The sequence below is a fragment of the Streptomyces sp. TRM70350 genome (assembly GCF_019219825.1).
GTDB lineage: Bacteria > Actinomycetota > Actinomycetes > Streptomycetales > Streptomycetaceae > Streptomyces.
The window spans coordinates 136,930-157,235 of record NZ_JAHUXH010000003.1 but is presented as its reverse complement, the minus strand read 5'-3'; the positions used below and the strand labels follow the sequence as shown (position 1 = coordinate 157,235).

Annotated in this window: 15 protein-coding genes; 8 read left to right on the top strand and 7 right to left on the bottom strand. The window is 71.6% G+C overall.

Annotation, left to right across the window (positions count from 1 at the left end):
- Positions 1–79 precede the first annotated feature (79 nt).
- On the bottom strand, positions 80–3,592 hold the full coding sequence (metH, locus tag KWI83_RS06690; protein ID WP_218513353.1) for a methionine synthase: 3,513 nt from the start codon (positions 3,590–3,592) through the stop codon (positions 80–82).
- Positions 3,593–3,928: 336 nt separating this feature from the next.
- Here metH and KWI83_RS06685 point away from each other — a divergent pair, with 336 nt between their 5' ends.
- The 6 genes from KWI83_RS06685 (at position 3,929) to KWI83_RS06660 (ending at position 11,055) form a co-directional block, all read left to right on the top strand.
- Positions 3,929–4,693: an IclR family transcriptional regulator gene (locus tag KWI83_RS06685; RefSeq protein ID WP_218513352.1), complete on the top strand. Its 765-nt coding sequence runs from the start codon at positions 3,929–3,931 to the stop codon at positions 4,691–4,693.
- A 353-nt stretch (positions 4,694–5,046) separates the two neighbouring features.
- Positions 5,047–5,841 carry an MIP/aquaporin family protein gene (locus tag KWI83_RS06680; protein ID WP_218513351.1) on the top strand — a complete coding sequence of 265 codons (795 nt, stop codon included), beginning with the start codon at positions 5,047–5,049 and terminating at the stop codon, positions 5,839–5,841.
- Positions 5,842–5,922: 81 nt separating this feature from the next.
- On the top strand, positions 5,923–7,464 hold the full coding sequence (gene glpK / locus KWI83_RS06675; RefSeq protein ID WP_218513350.1) for a glycerol kinase GlpK: 1,542 nt from the start codon (positions 5,923–5,925) through the stop codon (positions 7,462–7,464).
- Between the two features lie 50 nt (positions 7,465–7,514).
- Positions 7,515–9,131 carry a glycerol-3-phosphate dehydrogenase/oxidase gene (locus tag KWI83_RS06670; protein ID WP_218513349.1) on the top strand — a complete coding sequence of 539 codons (1,617 nt, stop codon included), beginning with the start codon at positions 7,515–7,517 and terminating at the stop codon, positions 9,129–9,131.
- A gap of 122 nt (positions 9,132–9,253) precedes the next feature.
- Positions 9,254–9,925, top strand: a complete 672-nt coding sequence (locus KWI83_RS06665; RefSeq protein ID WP_218513348.1) for a FadR/GntR family transcriptional regulator — start codon at positions 9,254–9,256, stop codon at positions 9,923–9,925.
- 155 nt (positions 9,926–10,080) lie between these two features.
- Positions 10,081–11,055 carry a PAC2 family protein gene (locus KWI83_RS06660; RefSeq protein WP_218513347.1) on the top strand — a complete coding sequence of 325 codons (975 nt, stop codon included), beginning with the start codon at positions 10,081–10,083 and terminating at the stop codon, positions 11,053–11,055.
- A 68-nt stretch (positions 11,056–11,123) separates the two neighbouring features.
- On the opposite strand, the gene mshC is transcribed toward KWI83_RS06660, so the two are convergent.
- The 6 genes from mshC to KWI83_RS06630 all read right to left on the bottom strand — a co-directional run bounded on the left by mshC (position 11,124) and on the right by KWI83_RS06630 (position 16,853).
- Positions 11,124–12,353 (bottom strand): cysteine--1-D-myo-inosityl 2-amino-2-deoxy-alpha-D-glucopyranoside ligase, encoded by a 1,230-nt coding sequence (mshC, locus tag KWI83_RS06655; protein ID WP_218513346.1) that lies wholly within the window; start codon positions 12,351–12,353, stop codon positions 11,124–11,126.
- A gap of 116 nt (positions 12,354–12,469) precedes the next feature.
- A complete protein-coding gene (locus KWI83_RS06650) occupies positions 12,470–13,288 on the bottom strand; it encodes an SCO1664 family protein (RefSeq protein WP_218513345.1) in 819 nt (272 codons plus the stop codon).
- A complete protein-coding gene (locus KWI83_RS06645; RefSeq protein ID WP_218513344.1) occupies positions 13,252–13,842 on the bottom strand; it encodes a DUF3090 domain-containing protein in 591 nt (196 codons plus the stop codon). The genes KWI83_RS06650 and KWI83_RS06645 overlap by 37 nt, the downstream gene beginning before the upstream one ends.
- Before the next feature lie 121 nt (positions 13,843–13,963).
- The gene (locus tag KWI83_RS06640) at positions 13,964–14,650 is read right to left on the bottom strand and encodes a histidine phosphatase family protein (RefSeq protein WP_218513343.1); all 687 of its coding nucleotides are present in this window, start codon (positions 14,648–14,650) and stop codon (positions 13,964–13,966) included.
- A gap of 131 nt (positions 14,651–14,781) precedes the next feature.
- Positions 14,782–15,570, bottom strand: a complete 789-nt coding sequence (locus KWI83_RS06635) for a ferritin-like domain-containing protein (protein WP_218513342.1) — start codon at positions 15,568–15,570, stop codon at positions 14,782–14,784.
- A gap of 227 nt (positions 15,571–15,797) precedes the next feature.
- Positions 15,798–16,853, bottom strand: a complete 1,056-nt coding sequence (locus tag KWI83_RS06630) for an LLM class F420-dependent oxidoreductase (protein ID WP_218513341.1) — start codon at positions 16,851–16,853, stop codon at positions 15,798–15,800.
- A 125-nt stretch (positions 16,854–16,978) separates the two neighbouring features.
- Here KWI83_RS06630 and KWI83_RS06625 point away from each other — a divergent pair, with 125 nt between their 5' ends.
- Together KWI83_RS06625 and KWI83_RS06620 are read left to right on the top strand one after the other, a co-directional pair.
- Positions 16,979–17,965 carry an aldo/keto reductase gene (locus tag KWI83_RS06625; protein WP_218513340.1) on the top strand — a complete coding sequence of 329 codons (987 nt, stop codon included), beginning with the start codon at positions 16,979–16,981 and terminating at the stop codon, positions 17,963–17,965.
- Positions 17,962–20,271 carry a helix-hairpin-helix domain-containing protein gene (locus KWI83_RS06620; RefSeq protein WP_218513339.1) on the top strand — a complete coding sequence of 770 codons (2,310 nt, stop codon included), beginning with the start codon at positions 17,962–17,964 and terminating at the stop codon, positions 20,269–20,271. The genes KWI83_RS06625 and KWI83_RS06620 overlap by 4 nt, the downstream gene beginning before the upstream one ends.
- The last annotated feature ends 35 nt before the right edge of the window (positions 20,272–20,306 follow it).

The following is a 20,306-nucleotide window of genomic DNA, read 5'->3' as shown; positions in this document are numbered from 1 at the left end:
GGCCTTCAATGGACCGACCAGTGTACGACTATTCCGATCAGTGTGCGGTGCGGAGTGTCACGGTGAGTCGTGCGCCACGTCACCGTGCGTTGAAGTACTTCGCCTCCGGGTGGTGGATCACGATGGCGTCCGTGGACTGCTCCGGGTGCAGCTGGAACTCCTCGGACAGCCGCACGCCGATCCGCTCCGGCTCCAGGAGGTCGGCGATCTTCGCCCGGTCCTCCAGGTCGGGGCAGGCGCCGTAGCCCAGCGAGAAGCGGGCGCCGCGGTACTTCAGCGCGAACATGTCCTCGATGTCCGCCGGGTCCTCCCCGGCGAAGCCCAGTTCGGCGCGCACCCGCGCGTGCCAGTACTCGGCGAGCGCCTCGGCCAACTGCACGGACAGGCCGTGCAGTTCCAGGTAGTCGCGGTAGGAGTCGGACTCGAACAGCCGGGCGGTCTCCTCGCCGATCCGGGAGCCGACGGTGACGACCTGGAGGCCGACGACGTCCGTCTCGCCGGACTCCTCCGGGCGGAAGAAATCGGCCAGGCACAGCCGGCGGCCGCGGCGCTGGCGCGGGAAGGTGAAGCGGGTGCGCTCGTTGCCCGCCTCGTCGAGGATGATCAGGTCGTCGTCCTTGGAGACGCACGGGAAGTAGCCGTAGACGACGGCCGCCTCCAGCAGGTTCTCCCTCTGGAGCCGGTCCAGCAGCCCGCGCAGCCGGGGCCGGCCCTCGGTCTCGACCAGTTCCTCGTAGGACGGTCCCTCACCGGTGCGGGCCTGCTTCAGGCCCCACTGGCCCTTGAACAGGGCGCCCTCGTCCAGCCAGGACGCGTACTCCTTGAGCTGGATGCCCTTGATGACCCGGGTGCCCCAGAAGGGCGGCTCGGGGATCGGGTTGTCGGTGGCGACGTCGGAGCGGACGTGGCCCTCCTCCGGGCGCTCCTCGATCTCGGCGGTGGCCGCCCGCACCCGGCGCTGCCTGAGTTCCGGCAGCTTCGCCCCCGGCACGCCCCGCTTGACGCCGATCAGCGCGTCCATCAGGCGCAGGCCCTCGAAGGCGTCCCGGGCGTAGCGGACCTCGCCCTCGTAGATCTCGTGCAGGTCCTGCTCGACGTACGCCCTGGTGAGCGCGGCGCCGCCGAGGATGACCGGGTAGCTGGCGGCCAGGCCCCGGGCGTTGAGCTCCTCCAGGTTCTCCTTCATGATCACCGTGGACTTCACCAGGAGACCCGACATGCCGATGACGTCGGCCCTGTGCTCCTCGGCGGCTTCCAGGATCGCGGAGACGGGCTGCTTGATGCCCAGGTTGACGACGTTGTAGCCGTTGTTGGACAGGATGATGTCGACCAGGTTCTTGCCGATGTCGTGCACGTCGCCGCGCACCGTGGCCAGCACGATCGTGCCCTTGCCCTCGTCGTCGGTCTTCTCCATGTGCGGTTCGAGATAGGCCACCGCGGCCTTCATCACCTCGGCGGACTGGAGCACGAACGGCAGCTGCATCTGGCCGGAGCCGAACAGCTCGCCGACGACCTTCATGCCCTCCAGGAGGGTGTCGTTGACGATGTCCAGCGCGGGACGGTCCCGCAGGGCCTCGTCCAGGTCCTGCTCCAGGCCGTTGCGCTCGCCGTCGATGATGCGCCGCTGCAGGCGCTCCTCCAGCGGCAGCGCGGCGAGTTCCTCCGCCTTGCCCGCCTTCAGTGACTTCGCCGTGGCGCCCTCGAACAGCTCCATCAGCTTCTGCAGCGGGTCGTAGCCCTCGCGGCGACGGTCGTAGATCAGGTCGAGGGCGGTGGTCACCTGCTCCTCGTCGAAGCGGGCGATCGGCAGGATCTTCGACGCGTGCACGATCGCCGAGTCCAGGCCCGCCTTGACGCACTCGTCGAGGAACACGGAGTTGAGCAGGATGCGGGCGGCCGGGTTGAGGCCGAAGGAGATGTTCGACAGGCCCAGCGTGGTCTGCACGTCCGGGTGACGGCGCTTCAGCTCGCGGATCGCCTCGATGGTGGCGATGCCGTCCCGGCGGGACTCCTCCTGGCCGGTGCAGATCGTGAAGGTGAGGCAGTCGATGAGGATGTCCTCCTCGCGGATGCCCCAGGTGCCGGTCAGGTCGGCGATGAGCCGTTCGGCGATCTCGACCTTCTTCTCGGCCGTGCGGGCCTGGCCCTCCTCGTCGATGGTGAGGGCGATCAGCGCGGCGCCGTGCTCCTGGGCCAGCCGGGTGACCTTGCCGAAGCGGGAGTCGGGGCCGTCGCCGTCCTCGTAGTTGACGGAGTTGATCACCGCGCGGCCGCCGAGCTTCTCCAGACCCGCCCGGATCACCTCCACCTCGGTGGAGTCCAGCACGATCGGCAGCGTGGAGGCGGTGGCGAAGCGGCCGGCCAGTTCCTCCATGTCGGCGACGCCGTCCCGGCCGACGTAGTCCACGCACAGGTCGAGCAAGTGCGCGCCCTCGCGGATCTGCTCGCGGGCCATCTCCACGCAGTCGTCCCAACGGCCGTCCAGCATGGCCTCGCGGAACTTCTTCGAGCCGTTGGCGTTGGTGCGCTCGCCGATGGCCAGGTACGAGGTGTCCTGGCGGAACGGCACCGACTGGTAGAGGGAGGCGGCGCCCGGCTCCGGGCGCGGGTCGCGCTCGGTCGGGGTGAGGCCGCGGACCCGCTCGACGACCTGGCGCAGGTGCTCCGGCGTCGTACCGCAGCAGCCGCCGACCAGGGACAGGCCGTAGTCGCGGACGAAGTTCTCCTGGGCGTCGGCCAGTTCCGGCGCGGTCAGCGGGTAGTGGGCGCCGGCCGCGGTCAGCACGGGCAGACCGGCGTTCGGCATGCACGACAGGGGGATGCGGGAGTGGCGGGCGAGGAAGCGCAGGTGCTCGCTCATCTCGGCGGGGCCGGTCGCGCAGTTCAGGCCGATCATGTCGATGCCGAGCGGCTCCAGCGCGGTCAGCGCGGCGCCGATCTCGGAGCCGAGGAGCATGGTGCCGGTGGTCTCGACGGTCACCGAGACGATCAGCGGTACGTCGTAGCCGGCCGTCTCCATCGCCCGGCGGGCGGCGACGACCGAGGCCTTGGTCTGCAGCAGGTCCTGCGTGGTCTCCACGAGCAGCGCGTCGGCGCCGCCCGCGAGCAGGCCCTCGGCGTTGCGCTGGTAGGCGTCGCGAATGGCGCCGAAGGTGGTGTGGCCGAGGGTGGGCAGCTTGGTGCCGGGGCCCATCGAGCCCAGCACCCAGCGCTGCTGTCCGGTGCGCCGCGTGTAGTCGTCGGCGGTCTCGCGGGCGATGCGGGCACCGGCCTCGGACAGCTCGCCGACGCGGTGGGCGATGTCGTACTCGCCGAGGGCGGAGAGGTTCGCGCCGAAGGTGTTGGTCTCCACGCAGTCCACGCCCGCGTCGAAGTAGGCGCGGTGCACGGAACGCACGATGTCCGGGCGGGTGACGTTCAGTACCTCGTTGCAGCCCTCAAGGTTCTGGAAGTCCTCGAGCGTGGGGTCCTGCGCCTGGAGCATGGTGCCCATCGCCCCGTCGGCGACGACCACACGGGTGGCGAGTGCCTCACGGAGGGCGGACGCGCGGGTCCGGCTGTCGGTGGAAGGGGACTGCGGCGACGACGCCATGAAGGGGCTCCCTGGAGTGCGACGGCTGTCGGCTTTGCGCTTCCCTCGGATGCTCGTCCGGAACGTCCCGGGGAAGAGCGCACGCGGCCAGGGTAGCCGGGACCGGGCTCCTATGGTCAGGGGCGTCCACGAGGCGGACCAGGAAGGGCGTCCACATCAATCCCGGGGGACGCCTGGGGGGCGCCTGGGGGCGAGGATCACAACAACTACCGACCACCCATTGGCGGGAGGTCGGCATGGACCGGTAGTGTTCGGCATTGCCGAACAGTGGACATTGCCGTACGGCGGCAGCGACGTCGCAGCTCGACGGTCGAAGGGGACGGAGGCAGGACGGCGATGGCACGGAACATCCAGTCGCTCGAACGGGCGGCCGCGATGCTGCGGCTGCTCGCGGGCGGCGAGCGGAGGCTGGGCCTGTCGGACATCGCCTCCTCACTGGACCTCGCCAAGGGCACCGCCCACGGCATCCTGCGCACCCTCCAGCAGGAGGGCTTCGTCGAGCAGGACGAGGCCTCCGGGCGCTACCAGCTGGGCGCGGAGCTGCTGCGCCTGGGCACCACCTACCTGGACGTGCACGAGCTGCGCGCGCGTGCCCTGGTGTGGACGGACGATCTGGCCCGCTCCAGCGGCGAGAGCGTCTACCTGGGCGTGCTGCACCAGCAGGGCGTGCTGATCGTGCACCACGTGTTCCGGCCCGACGACAGCCGGCAGGTGCTGGAGATCGGCGCCATGCAGCCGCTGCACTCCACGGCCCTGGGCAAGGTCCTGTCGGCCTACGACCCGGTCGCGCACAGCGAGGCGCTGGAGTCCGACCGCAAGGCCTTCACGGACCGCACGGTGTGCGACCTCGACGCCTTCGAGCAGATCCTGGACGTCACCCGCGCGCGGGGATACGCGGCGGACGTCGAGGAGACCTGGGAGGGCGTCGCCTCCATCGCCGCGCCCATTCACGACCGGCGGCGCATGCCGGTCGGCGCGGTCGGCATCACCGGGGCGGTGGAGCGGCTGTACCGGGACGGGGAGCTGCGGCCCGAGCTGATCGCCGCGGTACGGGACTGCGCCCGCGCGGTGTCGCGCGATCTGGGCGCCGGGCGCTTCTGAGCGGCGCGTACGCAGGGCTTCAGAGCAGCGCATAGGGGGACATCCGCAGGGAGGGCACCGGGACGCCGTACGGCGTCCCGGTGCCCTCCCTGCGTTGGGACGGTCATATCTGGAATATCCGGATCTACATGATCCATGGGCCCCATAAGTCAACACAATCAACCACCATCGCGCTTTCGCCAAGAGAACTCTTGACGGGCGCGTAACGCCGAAGCAAGACTCCCGTCCATCGGTCGGCATTGTCGAACAGCTACCGGCAATACGCGCTAGAGTGTGACAACGCCAAGGGCCGACTGACCTCCGTAGGGACGCGGGGTTCAGCTCCCCCTGGACGAAGGACAAAGGAGTCGCGGGTGTCCAGCTCCGACATCTTCATCGGCGAGACCATCGGTACCGCCATACTCATCCTCCTCGGCGGAGGCGTTGTCGCCGCCGTGGTTCTCAAGGGCTCCAAGGCCCGCAACGCCGGCTGGCTCGCCATCACCTTCGGGTGGGGTTTCGCGGTGCTCACGGCCGTCTACATCGCCGGGCCGCTGTCCGGCGCACACATCAACCCGGCCGTCACCCTCGCCCTGGCGATCAAGGACGGCACCTGGAGCAACGTCCCCTTCTACCTGGGTGGACAGCTGCTCGGCGCCATGATCGGCGCGGCCCTGGTCTGGGTCGCCTACTACGGCCAGTTCCAGGCACACCTCACCGACAAGGAGATCGTCGGCACCGCGGACGCCGAGTCCACCCAGCCCAAGGCGATCGAGGCGCGGGAGAAGGGCGCCGGCCCGGTGCTCGGCGTCTTCTCCACCGGACCGGAGATCCGTAACCCGGCGATGAACCTCGCCACGGAGATCATCGGTACGTTCGTGCTGGTCATCGCCGTCCTCACGCAGGGCCTGAACGACAACGGCAACGGTCTCGGCATCCTTGGCGGTCTGATGGTCGCCCTCGTCGTGGTCGGCATCGGCCTCTCCCTCGGCGGCCCCACCGGTTACGCCATCAACCCGGCCCGTGACCTCGGTCCGCGCATCGTGCACGCCCTTCTGCCCCTGCCCAACAAGGGTGGTTCCGACTGGAGCTACGCCTGGGTCCCGGTGGTCGGCCCGCTCATCGGCGCCGCAGCCGCCGCAGGCCTCTACAACGTCGCTTTTGCCTGAGAAGCGGGTACGTCCGCTCTTGCAGCCGCACGCATCACGCCGTAACCAGCCCCAGACCACACGGACTTCCAGGAGCACACAGTGACCGACGCCCACACCGCCGGCCCCTTCATCGCGGCCATCGACCAGGGCACGACCTCCAGCCGCTGCATCGTCTTCGACCGGGACGGCCGCATCGTCTCCGTCGACCAGAAGGAGCACGAGCAGATCTTCCCCAAGCCGGGCTGGGTCGAGCACAACGCCACCGAGATCTGGACCAACGTCCAGGAGGTCGTCGCCGGAGCCGTCGAGAAGGCCGGCATCACCCGCGACGACATCAAGGCCATCGGCATCACCAACCAGCGCGAGACCACCGTGCTGTGGGACAAGAACACCGGTGAGCCCGTCCACAACGCCATCGTCTGGCAGGACACCCGCACCGACGCCCTGTGCCGGGAGCTCGGCCGCAACGTCGGCCAGGACCGCTTCCGCCGCGAGACGGGCCTGCCCCTCGCCTCCTACTTCGCCGGCCCCAAGGCCCGCTGGCTGCTCGACAACGTCGAGGGCCTGCGCGAGCGCGCCGAGGCCGGGGACATCCTCTTCGGCACCATGGACACCTGGGTCATCTGGAACCTGACCGGCGGTGTCAACGGCGGCCACCACGTCACCGACGTCACCAACGCCTCCCGCACCCTTCTCATGAACCTGCACACCATGCAGTGGGACGAGAAGATCGCCGAGTCCATCGGTGTCCCGCTGGCGATGCTGCCCGAGATCCGCTCCTCCGCCGAGGTGTACGGCGAGATCACCGGCGGCAAGCTGGGCGACCTGCTCGGCGGCATCCCCGTCGCCTCGGCGCTCGGCGACCAGCAGGCGGCCCTGTTCGGGCAGACCTGCTTCGCCGAGGGCGAGACCAAGTCGACGTACGGCACCGGCACCTTCATGGTGATGAACACCGGTGACAAGATCATCAACTCCTACAGCGGGCTGCTGACCACCGTCGGCTACCAGATCGGCGGGCAGGAGCCGGTCTACGCCCTGGAGGGCTCGATCGCCGTCACCGGCGCGCTGGTGCAGTGGATGCGCGACCAGATGGGCCTGATCTCCACCGCCGCCGAGATCGAGACGCTCGCGCTGTCGGTGGAGGACAACGGCGGTGCCTACTTCGTGCCGGCCTTCTCCGGCCTGTTCGCCCCGTACTGGCGCTCCGACGCCCGCGGTGTGATCGCCGGCCTGACCCGGTACGTCACCAAGGCGCACCTCGCCCGCGCCGTGCTGGAGGCCACCGCCTGGCAGACGCGGGAGATCGCCGACGCCATGACCAAGGACTCCGGCGTCGAGCTGACGGCCCTCAAGGTCGACGGCGGTATGACCTCCAACAACCTGCTGATGCAGACGCTCGCCGACTTCGTGGACGCCCCCGTGGTGCGCCCGATGGTCGCCGAGACCACCTGCCTCGGCGCCGCCTACGCCGCCGGTCTCGCCGTCGGCTTCTGGAACAGCACCGACGACCTGCGCGCCAACTGGCGGCGGGCCGCCGAGTGGACCCCCCGCATGGACGCGGCCACCCGCGACCGTGAGTACAAGAGCTGGCTCAAGGCCGTCGAGCGGACCATGGGCTGGCTCGACGAAGACGACAGCTGATTCGACGAGAGCTGACGTACTGTCAGCCTGACGAGGAGTTAACACCCGACATGACCAGCCAGTCCACCCTGCAGTCCGTGCCTGCCCTGGGCACGCGCCCGGCCTCCGGCTCGAACCCGAGCCGCGCCGAGACCCGGGAGCAGCTCGCCAAGGCGTCGTACGACCTTCTCGTGATCGGCGGCGGCATCCTGGGCATCTCCACCGCCTGGCACGCCGCGCAGTCCGGCCTCAGGGTGGCGCTGGTCGACGCCGGCGACTTCGCCGGCGCCACCTCCTCCGCCTCCTCCAAGCTGCTCCACGGCGGTCTGCGCTACCTGCAGACCGGCGCGGTGAAGCTGGTGGCGGAGAACCACTTCGAACGCCGTGCGGTCTCCCGCCAGGTGGCCCCCCACCTGGCGAACCCGCTCACCTTCTACCTCCCCGTGTACAAGGGGGGCCCGCACGGCGCCGCGAAGCTCGGCGCGGGTGTGTTCGCGTACTCGATGCTGTCGGCCTTCGGCGACGGTGTCGGCCACCTGCTCTCCCCCGCCAAGGCGCAGGCCGACGTGCCGGAGCTGCGCACCGAGAACCTCAAGGCCGTGGCCGTGTACGGCGACGACCAGATGAACGACGCCCGGATGGCCCTGATGACGGTCCGCGCGGCCGTCGAGGCCGGTGCGGTGGTCCTCAACCACGCCGAGGTCACCGGCCTGCGCTTCACCCAGGGCCGGGTGACCGGCGCCGAGCTGAAGGACCGCCTGTCCGGCGACGAGTTCGGCGTGGGCGCCCGCCTGGTACTGAACGCGACCGGCCCCTGGGTCGATCACCTGCGCAGGATGGAGGACCCCAGTGCCGCGCCGTCCATCCGCCTGTCGAAGGGCGCGCATCTGGTCCTGAAGCGCACCTCCCCCTGGAAGGCCGCGCTCGCCACCCCGATCGACAAGTACCGCATCACCTTCGCCCTCCCCTGGGAGGACATGCTGCTGCTCGGCACCACCGACGAGGTGTACGAGGGCGATCCGGCCGACGTGGCGGTCAACGACAAGGACATAGCCCAGATCCTCGACGAGGCCGCGTTCTCCATCCGCGACCAGCAGCTCGACCGTGACCTGATCACGTACGCCTTCGCGGGCCTGCGCGTGCTGCCGGGCGGTCCCGGCGACACCGCCAAGGCCAAGCGCGAGACGGTGGTGACCGAGGGCCGGGGCGGGATGCTGTCCGTCGCGGGCGGCAAGTGGACGACCTTCCGCCACATCGGCCGGACGATCATGAAGAAGCTGGAGTCGCTGCCGGGCCGCCCGCTCGGCGAGGACTTCGAGCCGATCGCCTCGCTGCCGAAGAAGCTGCCGCTGCCGGGTGTCGCCAACCCGCGCGCGGTCGCCCACCGCCTGCTGACCGACCGCCCGGCGCCGGGCCCGCGCATGGCGGCGGACACCGCCAGGCACCTGGCCACGCACTACGGTTCGCTGGCCTTCGACATCGCCCGCCTGGCCAACGAGAACGCCGAGCTCGCCCAGCGCGTCCACCCGGACGCCCCGGAGATCTGGGCGCAGGTCGTCTGGGCCCGGGACCACGAGTGGGCCGAGACCGCGGACGACGTGCTGCGCCGCCGCACGACGCTGACGATCCGCGGCCTGGCCACGGACGACGTCCGTGCGAAGGTCCAGGACCTGCTCGACAAGAAGTAGGCGAATGCCCCGGACGGGGCGGCTCCACGCCGACGGAGCCGCCCCGTCCGTACGTCGTTCCCCCTGGTGAGCCCGCATAATGTACTGAGACATCGGAGGTCTGGGCGACTGGGAGGGCCGGGATGGCAGTCACGGACGAGGCGATCGAGAAGATCAAGGACATGATCGTCTCCGGTGCGCTGCGGCCCGGCGACCGGCTGCCCAAGGAGAGCGAGCTCGCCGCCGACCTGGGCCTGTCGCGCAACTCCCTGCGGGAGGCCGTGCGCGCGTTGTCGCTGATCAGGATCCTGGACGTACGGCAGGGCGACGGCACGTACGTCACCAGCCTGGACCCGCAACTGCTGCTGGAAGCGCTGAGCTTCGTCGTCGACTTCCACCGCGACGACACCGTGCTGGAGTTCCTCGCCGTACGCCGCATCCTGGAGCCGGCCGCCACGGCGATGGCGGCCGCGCACATCGGCGAGCGGGAACTGGACGCGCTCACGGCGCGGTTGGAGGCGCTCGGCACACAGCCCTCGGTCGAGGAACTCGTCGCCTGCGACCTGGAGTTCCACCGCAGCATCGTGCGGGCGTCCGGCAACTCGGTGCTGTGTTCGCTGCACGACGCCCTGTCCGGGCCGACCACCCGGGCCCGGATCTGGCGCGGGCTCACACAGCAGGACGCGGTCAGCCGCACCCTGCACGAGCACCGGGCCATCCTCACCGCCCTGCGCGCCCGGGACGCGGAGGCGGCCCGCTCCTGGGCCACGGTGCACATCGCGAGCGTGGAGGAGTGGCTGCGGTCCGCCCTGTGAAGGAGCTGTGACAGCTCGGACGAATCGTGGGTGTCCCGGGGTGACGAACGGGGCAGTGATCCGTTCACTCCCCCGTGCAAGGGGGCTGCGGGCGCCCCCTCCGCACGCCGTAAGGTTGGGGCGTCAGGCGAGGGCACGTCGGAAGGAGGCACTGGGTGATCGAGCTCGAGGGGGTTCCCGAGCTGATCGACCCGGTCATGGTGGCCGCGTTCGAGGGCTGGAACGATGCCGGCGACGCCGCCTCCACCGCGGTCGCGCATCTGGAGAGGGAGTGGAAGGGCGAGGTGTTCGCGGCGCTCGACGCCGAGGACTACTACGACTTCCAGGTGAACCGGCCCACGGTGTGGATGGACGCCGGCGTCCGCAAGATCACCTGGCCGACGACAAGGTTGTCGGTGGTCCGGGTCGGTGGCGAGAAGCCGCGTGACCTGGTGCTGGTCCGCGGCATCGAACCGTCCATGCGCTGGCGCTCGTTCTGCAACGAGCTGCTCGGCTTCGCGCACGAGCTGGGCGTGGAGCTGGTGGTGATCCTCGGCGCCCTGCTCGGCGACACCCCGCACACCCGTCCGGTCCCGATCAGCGGGACCACGTCCGACCCGGACCTGGCCCGCCGGATGGACCTGGAGGAGACCAAGTACGAGGGCCCGACGGGCATCGTCGGCGTCCTGCAGGAGGCGTGCACGCACGCGGGCGTCCCGGCGGTGTCGCTGTGGGCGGCCGTACCGCACTACGTGTCGCAGCCGCCCAACCCGAAGGCGACGCTGGCCCTGCTCAACCGCCTGGAGGACCTGATCGACGTGCGTATCCCGCTGGGCGAGCTGCCCGAGGACGCGCGGGCCTGGCAGGTGGGCGTGGACCAGCTGGCCGCCGAGGACAGCGAGGTCGCGGAGTACGTGCAGACGCTGGAGGAGGCCCGGGACACCGCGGAGCTGCCGGAGGCGTCGGGTGAGGCGATCGCCCGTGAGTTCGAGCGGTATCTGCGGCGCCGGGACGGCGGCACCCCGCCCACGCCCGGCGGGCACGCGACGGCGGACGGCGGCGACATACCGCCGTTCCTGCGGGACAACCCGAGCGGCCGGACCCGCCCGCCGAAGCCGGGGAACGACGACGAGGACTCGTCCGAGGAGTGATCGCAACGCTGTGGGCCGCTGCCTCCTGAGGGAGGCAGCGGCCCACAGGCGTTTGTGCGAAGTGGCTGCTACAGAGCCACGCCCAACAGCGCGTCCACAGCACGGGTTACGACGCCGGGGGCGCCCGTGTCCGTACCGCCCCGCTCCTGCTGCCGATCCGCCCAGCGGTCGACCGCGGCGAGCGCGGCCGGGGCGTTCAGGTCGTCGGCGAGGGCCTCGCGGATCTCCTCGACCAGCGTGTCGGCGCTCGGCCCGTCGGGCCGGGAGACGGCGGAGCGCCAGCGGTCGAGCCGGGCCAGGGCGTCCTGGAGCACCTGGTCGGTCCACTCCCAGTCGGCCCGGTAGTGGTGGGCGAGCAGGGCTAGCCGGATCGCGGCCGGGTCGACGCCCTCGCGCCGCAGCTGGGAGACGAAGACCAGGTTGCCCTTGGACTTGGACATCTTCTCGCCGTCGAGGGCGACCATCCCGGCGTGCACATACGCCTTGGCCATGGGGAACGCGCCGGTCAGCACCTGGGCGTGCGAGGCGCCCATCTCGTGGTGCGGGAAGGCCAGGTCGGAGCCGCCGCCCTGGACGTCGAAGCCCATCCCGAGGTGGTCGAGGGCGATGGCCACGCACTCGATGTGCCAGCCGGGCCGGCCACGGCCGAGCGAACCGCCGTCCCAGCTCGGCTCGCCCTCGCGGGCCGCCATCCACAGCATCGGGTCGAGGGGGTTCTTCTTGCCCGGCCGGTCCGGGTCGCCGCCCCGCTCGGCGGAGAGCAGCCGCATGGCGGCGGCGTCCAGGCGGGACACCGTGCCGAAGTGGGGGTCGGACTCGACGGAGAAGTAGATGTCGCCTTCGAGTTCGTAGGCCGCGCCCATCTCGCGCAGCCGCTCCACCAGCGGCACGATGCCGGGTATCGCCTCGACGGCTCCTATGTAGTGCTGCGGGGGCAGCATCCGCAGGGCGGTCATGTCCTCGCGGAACAGCGCGGTCTCCCGCTCGGCGAGGGCGACCCAGTCGATGCCGTCGCGGTCCGCCCGCTGCAGGAGGGGATCGTCGACGTCGGTGACGTTTTGGACGTACTGGACCTGCCGCTTGGTGTCGAGCCACACGCGCTGCACGAGGTCGAACGCGTTGTAGGTCGCCGCGTGACCCAGGTGGGTCGCGTCGTACGGGGTGATGCCGCAGACGTAGATACGGGCGACGGGACCGGGGTCGAGGGTGACGAGTCCACCGGTCGCGGTGTCGTGGATCCTCAGGTCGCGGCCCTTGCCAGGCAGGGCGGGGACCTCGGAAGCGGGCCAGGCATGCATGTGTTGAGCCTAACCGGACTGGAGTTCCGTATACGAACCGGACCAGGCCGGATGGCCGGGAAGGCACCCTTGCGCGATCTCCCCGGACGTGCCCGTCACGACGGCGTCCATGGCCGTCACACCGGCGGCCACGGAATCGCCGGCCACTCCCCGCTCGGCTCCGGGTGTGTCCCGGTGGCGAGCAGTACGTCGACACGCGCGCGCGTGGCGTCGATCTCGGCGTCGGTGATCAGCGCGCCCAGCCGCTCGGCGAGCCGCCCGTCCGCCTTCAGCTCCCGCTGGAGCCGCTGGAGGACCTCCACGGCCTCCGCGGTCAGCGGCTCGCCGGCCCAGCCCCACAGGAGCGTGCGCAGCTTGTTCTCGACGTTGAAGGTGACGCCGTGGTCGATGCCGTACAGCCGCCCGTCCCCGGTCGGCAGCAGATGGCCGCCCTTGCGGTCGGCGTTGTTGATCACGGCGTCGAGCACGGCGAGCCGCCGCAGCCGCTCGTCGTCGGCGTGCACCAGCAGCGCGGTCCTCCCGTCGCCGACTTCGGCGAACCCGATGGCCTTCCAGCCGGGGGCGGGCTCCTCCGCGTCGACGAGGGCGAGCAGCTCGGCGTCCGGCCGCGCCTCGATCCACAGCTGGCACATGCCCTCGCCGTGGGGCCCGTCACGCAGCACGGTGGGTGGGACCAGCCCCCAGCCGGTCGCCTCGGAGACCTCGTACGCGGCGACCTCGCGCTGGGCGAGGGTCCCGTCGGGGAAGTCCCACAGGGGCCGCTCCCCCGCGACGGGCTTGTAGACGCACGTGGCCTCCTGGCCGTCGTGTCCGACCGTGCAGTACAGCGCAGCGTTGGAGGCGTCACGGATGCGTCCGCGCACGGTCAGCTCACCGGTGGCGAGCAGCTCCTCGGAGGTCATGCTCCGCGGCGGTATCCGTTCTGGCGCGGACATACGTGTCCTTCCGGGTCGAGCGGCAGACTGCACAGCGGGCACGGTGGCCGGCCGGCGTTGACGACGTCGAGGGCGCGCTTGGCGAAGGCGCGGGCCTGCGCGCCGGTGAGCCGGACCCGCAGCATCGGGGGCCCGTTCTCCTCGTCCTGGAGGAGCCGCTCCTCGGCCTCGGCGAGGTCCTCGTCGGTGTCGGCGTCGAGCTCCACCAGCGCCTGCGCCTCGACGATCATGCGCTGTTCCTCGCCGTCCCAGGCGAGGGCCATGGTGCCGACCCGGAACTCCTCCTCGATGGGGGTCTCCAGGGGGGCGGTGTCGGCGATCTCGGCGGGGGCGACAGCCGGTACGGCGGCGTTGCCGCCGCTGCGCCGGACCACCTCGTCGAGCAGCTCGTCCATGCGCTCGGCGAGCGCTGCGACCTGAGTCTTCTCCAGGGCCACGCTGGTCACCCGGGAGCCGGCGGTGGCCTGGAGGAAGAAGGTACGGCGCCCGGGCAGTCCGACCGTACCGGCCACGAAACGGTCCGGGGGGTCGTAGAGGAACACCTGACGGGACACGTCCTGTCTCCATTGATCGTGGGTCGACATCGACTTCGGGACCGACCTGCCGCCGTGCGGACGCTCGGCTGCGGACAAGTACGGCGTTACTGCGACCGCTTCACCCTACTGCGGCCGACGATCACGGTGCGCCCGCACCGCCCCCGACCGGTGCGTCCTCGCCGGGCGGCTCCTCGCGCGGCACCAGGGACGCGAAGTCGCCGGTGTCGCCGAGGCGCACGAGGAACGGCCTGAGACGGGTGTAACGGATGGCGGTGATGGAACACGGTTCTACGGAAATCCGCTGGAAGAGGTCCAGATGAAGTCCGAGTGCGTCGGCGACGAGGGCCTTGATGATGTCCCCGTGCGAGCACATGAGGTACACGGCGTCGGCGCCGTGATCGCGCTCCACGCGCGCGTTCCACTCCCGTACCGCCTCCGCGGCCCGGTGCTGCATCGCCCGCATCGACTCACCGCCCGGGAAGACGGCCGCCGTCGGATGCGCCTGCACCACCTCCATCAGGGGTTCGTCCTTGAGCTCGGCGAGCTTGCGCCCGGACCAGTCGCCGTAGTGGCACTCCCCGATCCGCTCGTCGGTGTGCGCGCGCAGCTCGGGGCGGGCGTCGAGCAACGGCCGGATGGTCTCCTGGCAGCGCTGCAGCGGGCTGGTGACGATCTCGGCGATCGGCAGCTCGGTGAGCCGCCCGGGCAGCGCGGCGGCCTGCGCGGCGCCGCGCTCGTCGAGGGCGACGCCGGGCGTCCAGCCGGCGAGCAGTTCTTCGGTGTTGGCGGTGGAGCGTCCGTGCCGGACGAGGATCAGCGTGGGCATGCGGCCCAGGGTAGGCGCAGGGAGGAGCGTGCCGAGTCTTCGAGCGGCAGCTCACTGCTGCCGCAGTTCCGCCGCGCCGTACGTCCGCGGCCCCTCACGTGGGCGGACCCGTACAGCGCGGCGGTACGCGCTCAGGCGAACTCGGGGGCGGCGGTGGCCGGGCCACCGAGGGCGTTGCGGCGGTCGGGCATCTTCAGGGTCACCATGCGCCGCCGGCCGCCAAGCCGCTCGTAGCAGTACAGGGCGTGGATGCCGAACGCGAGCAGCGCGGCCCTGGGCCGGGACCAGCCGAGGATGCGGCCCATACGGGCCATCACCGCGAGGCTGACGTCCCGGTAGACGCGGATCTCGGCGAGCGCGGTCTCGCGCAGCACGCGCTGGATGTGGCGGCCGTGTCCGGCGGAGGCCAGGCGCAGCAGTTCCTCGTGGGCGTAGGCGAGGTGGTTGTCCTCGTCGTTGGAGATCATCCGGATCGCCCTGCCGACCACCGGGTGGTCCACGAAGTGCTTCTTCAGCATCGCCATCTGGTCGGCGGCGCGCTGTTCGGTGACGCGGCTGTGCGCGAGGTAGGTGATGATGTCCTGCACGGTGAGCGGCTGGTCCGCCTTGAGCTTCTCGTGGGCGAGGCCGATGCCCTGCTGCTCCAGCAGCATCGTGTAGTCGGTGTCCGGCGGGACCTCGACGGGTTCGAGACCGCGCTTCTTCAGCAGCGCGTTGAAGATCCGCCCGTGCTTGTCCTCGTCCGCGCCATGGCGGGTGATCTTGGGGGCGAGGTCGCGCTCGCTCGCGGGTACGAGCGCGGCGATCCGGGCGTTCTCCCAGCCGCCCTGTGCCTCACCGCTGGCGGCGATGGAGCAGAACAGCCGGAACGACTGGTCGTTGTCGAGGATCTCCTGGAACAGACTCTTGGCCGAAAGCATCTGAGAGCACCTCTCTGCAGAATTCCGCAAAGAACGAGTCAAATGCTCGCGCCCCGCCCACGGCAACAGTCGTGCCGGACAACTCCGCGAAAGGTGGACTGACGGGGGCGCGTCGGGAGCGTAACCGCGCGCGGGTCGGCGCGTTGTTCCCGGTGACGGCCGTGGCGGGGAAGACCCCCGAGCCCCCACCACGGCCGTAGAGACTCCTGCGGCGGCGCTACGACGGGTTACGCGAGCCCGGCCCGCTCCAGCGCCTCGGAACCCGCCCGCAGCGAGGCGAGCCGCTCGTCCAGCGTGAACCCCGCGGGCGCCAGCGACAGCGTCGTGACCCCGGCCGCCGCGTAGGCCTTCATCCGGTCGGCGATGCGGTCCACGGAGCCGAGCAGCGTGGTCTGGTCGATCAGCTCGTGCGGTACGGCGGCCGCGGCGCCCTGCTTGTCGCCGGAGAGGTACTTGTCCTGGATCTCGGCGGCCTGCTGCTCGTAGCCCATGCGCCGGGCGAGCTGGTTGTAGAAGTTCTGCTTGGGGCTGCCCATGCCGCCGACGTACAGGGCGGTGTAGGGGCGGAAGGCGTCGGCGAGGGCGGTCACGTCCTTGTCGTCGCCGACGGCCAGCGGCAGGGTCGGGCAGACGTCGAAGCCGTCCATGGTCTTGCCGGACTTCTCGCGCCCGGCGCGCAGGTGCTTGATCGCGGTGTCCTCCAGGTGGTCGGCGGACGGGAAGATCAGCAGGGCGCCGTCGGCGATCTCGCCGGTCTGCTCCAGGTTCTTGGGGCCGATCGCGGCGATGTACAGCGGGATGTGCTCGCGCTGGGGGTGGACGGTGAGCTTGATCGGCTTGCCGGGGCCACCGGGGAGGGGAAGCGTCCAGTGCTCGCCGTCGTAGGTGAGCCGTTCGCGGGTCATGGCCTTGCGGACGATCTCGACGTACTCGCGCGTGCGGGACAGCGGCTTGTCGAACGTGACGCCGTACCAGCCCTCCGAGACCTGCGGGCCGGAGACGCCGAGGCCGAGGCGGAACCGGCCGCCGGACAGCGAGTCCAGGGTGGCGGCGGTCATCGCGGTCATCGCGGGCTGGCGCGCCGGGATCTGGAAGATGGCCGAGCCGACGTCGATGCGTTCCGTCTGGGCGGCGACCCAGCTGAGCACGGTGGCGGCGTCGGAGCCGTACGCCTCGGCGGCCCAGCAGACGGCGTATCCGAGGCGGTCGGCCTCCTGGGCCACGGCGAGATTGTCCGCGTCCATTCCGGCGCCCCAGTAGCCGAGGTTGATCCCGAGCTGCATGGCCTTCCCCTTACTGATCAGTAACGTGCCTTGTGACGTCGACCTTAGCGTGGGGGCCGGATCAGGGAAATCGGTTGTCCACAGGCAACCCACGGCACCAGTTCTGGCCAGTAATCTCGGCGGACATGGAGCAGAGGCATCTCGGCCGTACCGGCCTGCGTGTGTCCCGGATCGGACTCGGCACCCTGACCTGGGGGCGGGACACCGACGAGCACGATGCCGCGGACCTGCTGAAGACGTTCTGGGAAGCGGGCGGGACCCTCGTGGACACCGCGGACGTCTACGGGGACGGCGAGGCCGAGTACCTGCTCGGGCGGCTCATGGAAGGGCTCGTGCCGCGACGGGATTTGGTGCTGTCGACGAAGGCCGGGAGCGTGCCGGACCCCGACCGTCGGTTCGACGGGTCACGGGGGCATCTGCTCGCCGCGCTCGACGCCTCGCTCGCCCGGCTCGGCACGGACCACGTCGACCTGTGGCACATCCACGCCTTCGACCCGGACACCCCGCTGGAGGAGACGCTCCAGGCGCTGGACCTGGCGGTGAGCAGCGGGCGGGCGCGGTACGCGGGGGTGTCCAACTTCTGCGGCTGGCAGCTGGCGAAGGCGGCGACCTGGCAGCTGGCGGCGCCCGGGGTGCGGACGAGGCTGGCCAGTGCGCAGATGGAGTACTCGCTGCTGCAGCGCGGCGTCGAGCGGGAGGTGCTGCCGGCCGCGCTGGACCTGGGCATCGGGCTGTTGCCGTCCTCGCCGCTGGGCCGGGGCGTGCTGACCGGCAAGTACCGGGGCAACGCCCTGCCGCCGGACTCGCGGGGCGCCTCGGAGCATCTCGCGCCCTTCGTCGAGCCGTACCTCGACGACACCGCGAGCCGCATCGTGGACGCCGTGACGACGGCGGCGGACGGGCTGGCGGTCACGCCGCTCCAGGTGGCCCTCGCGTGGGTGCGGGACCGGCCCGGCGTGGCGGCGCCGATCGTCGGTGCGCGCACGGCGCAGCAGCTCACGGCGGCGTTGTCAGTGGAGGCGCTTAGTCTTCCTGACGAGATCTGCCGGGCGCTCGACGATGTGTCGGCGCCTGTGCACCGCTATCCCGATCACGACTGGAGCACGCTGTGAGCACGGAGCCGGAGACCACCGGGGACGCCGAGCCGAGGAAGCCGGACGCCGCGGAGACCGAGGCTGCGGACACGGGGGGCGGTGAGGGGTTGGGGGCGGCTGCGGGCACCGGGGGCGGTGAGGTGTCGGGGGCGGCTGCGGACACGGGGGGCGGTGACGTGTCGGAGGCCGCGAGCGCTGGGGGTGGGGAGCTGTCGGGAGCCGCGAGCACCGGCGGGCGTGAGCTGTCTGAGGCGGCGGTCGGGGCCGAGGATGCCGCTGCGGACCCCGGGCGGGGCGAGCAGTCCGAGCCCGGAGCCGAGGCCGCGGACGCCGGAGCGCGTGAGCTGTCCGAGGCCGAGGCCGAGTTGGCCGCTCAGCGGGTGGAGCGGGAGCGGATCGAGCGGCGCAAGGCGGAGCGGCAGGGGCCCGTCGAGGCCGGTGCGAAGCTCAGCGGGAAGGCCGCCGAACTGCTCGCGGCCGTGCGTGCGGTGGAGAGCGGGGAGAAGCCGCCCGCGACCGTGTTCGAGGAGCCGCCACCCCGGCGGCAGGCCCCGGAGCCGGTACGACGGACGCAGCCCGTGGTGCCGGTCGCGGTGGGCGCGCCCGCGCCCGAGGTCGTCGAGGGCGTGCGACGGGTGCTGAGCGAGGGCGGTGCCCCAGAGGCGCTCGCCGCGCAGGTCGCGACGGTGCTGGGTGAGGGCGCACAGGAACGGCTGCGGGCGGATCCCTGGCAGTTGCTGCGGGTCAGTGGGGTGCGGCCGGAGCAGGCGGACGGGTTCGCGCGGACGCTGCTGGGGGCGGAGTGCGGCCCCGACGACGAGCGGCGGGGGCGGGCGGTCACCGTGTGGCTGCTGGAGCAGGCGGCGCTCGCCGGGCACACCGCGCTGGAGATGCCGACGCTGACCGCCGCGCTGGCGCAGCGGGAGGTGCCGGATCCGGAGGCGGCCGTGCAGGGGGCGCTCGCCGAGGGCGATGCCCTGGCCTTCCAGGACGGGCTGGAGGACGGCGACGGCGAGGGTGACGAGGGTGAGGAGCGTCCTGTCCGGGTCCTCGTCGGGCTGGAGCGGTACGCGCTCGCCGAGGAGAGCCTGGCCGACGGTCTGGCCCGGTTGATCAACTCCGCGCCGAAGGAAGGCGGTTCGGCCGAGGCGTGGGAGCGGGCGGCGGGCGGCGCGCAAGGGACGGCCGCCGAGCTGATCCGGGCGGTCGCCGGGCACGGGCTGGTGCTGCACACCGGCGGGGAGGCGTCCCGGGCCGAGGCTGCGGAGCTGGTGCGGGCGGCACGGGGGCTCGGGCTGCGGGTGTGGGCCGCCGTGCACAGTCCTGTCGGCCGGGGGCGGTTCGCGGCGCTGGTGGGCGGGCCGGAGGCCGGGGTGACGACGGTCGCCGGGCTGCTGTCCGGGGCGGAGGGGCCGGGGCGGGACGCCGATGGCGCGCTCGACCTCGATCTGCTCGTCGTGCTCGACGCGCCCCAGCTCGATGTGGAGACGGGGGCGCTGCTGGTCGAGTCGCTGCCGGACGGGGCGCGGCTGGTGCTGGCCGGGGATCCGGGGGTGCTGTGGTCCGTCGGACCGGGGCGGGTCTTCGCGGATCTGCTGGCGGTGCGCAGGTGTCCCCGCATCGCCTCGCGGCGGCCGGATCCCGGCCCGCTGGGCGAGCTGGTGTCCGGGATCGGCGTGGGCGAACTGCTCCAGGTCCAGGCACCCGGCAAGGAGGTCGTGATCGTGCCGGTGCGCGACGCGGGCGAGGCGGTGCACCGGACCGTGCAGCTCGTCGCCGACTCGGTGCCGCGGGCCATCGGCGTCCCCCCGGAGCAGACGGTGGTCATCACGCCGGGGCACGGAGGCGCGGCGGGGACGCGGGCGCTGAACGCCGCGCTGAAGGAACGGCTCAACCCCGGCCCGGGACGCTTCGGCGGCTTCGACCCCGGGGACCGCGTCGCCTACTCCCCCGCGCCGGGCCGTACGCTCCCCGGCCACGTGGTCAGGGCCGACGCCGAGGGCCTGCACCTGTCGTGCGCCGGGGACGCCGTGGTCGTACCGAAGGAGCGGGTCGAGCACTCCGTCCGCCACGGCTGGGCCCTGACCGCACACCAGGCGGTGGGCACCCGCTGGCCCGCGGTGGTCACGGTCCTGCCCGGCGACGCCGCGCAGGCCCTGAGCCGCCCGTGGGTGTACACGGCGTTCAGTCGCGCGGAACGCCACCTGTCGGTGGTCCACGGCGTGGAACAGGCCCTGCCGAAGGCGGTCGCGGAGATCCCGGCGAAGCCGCGGACGACTCGCCTGCCGGTGCTGCTGGGGGCGCAGGTGGCGAGGGAGGGCTGAGCCGGGCCCCGTGATCCGGGAACCGGACCCGACAA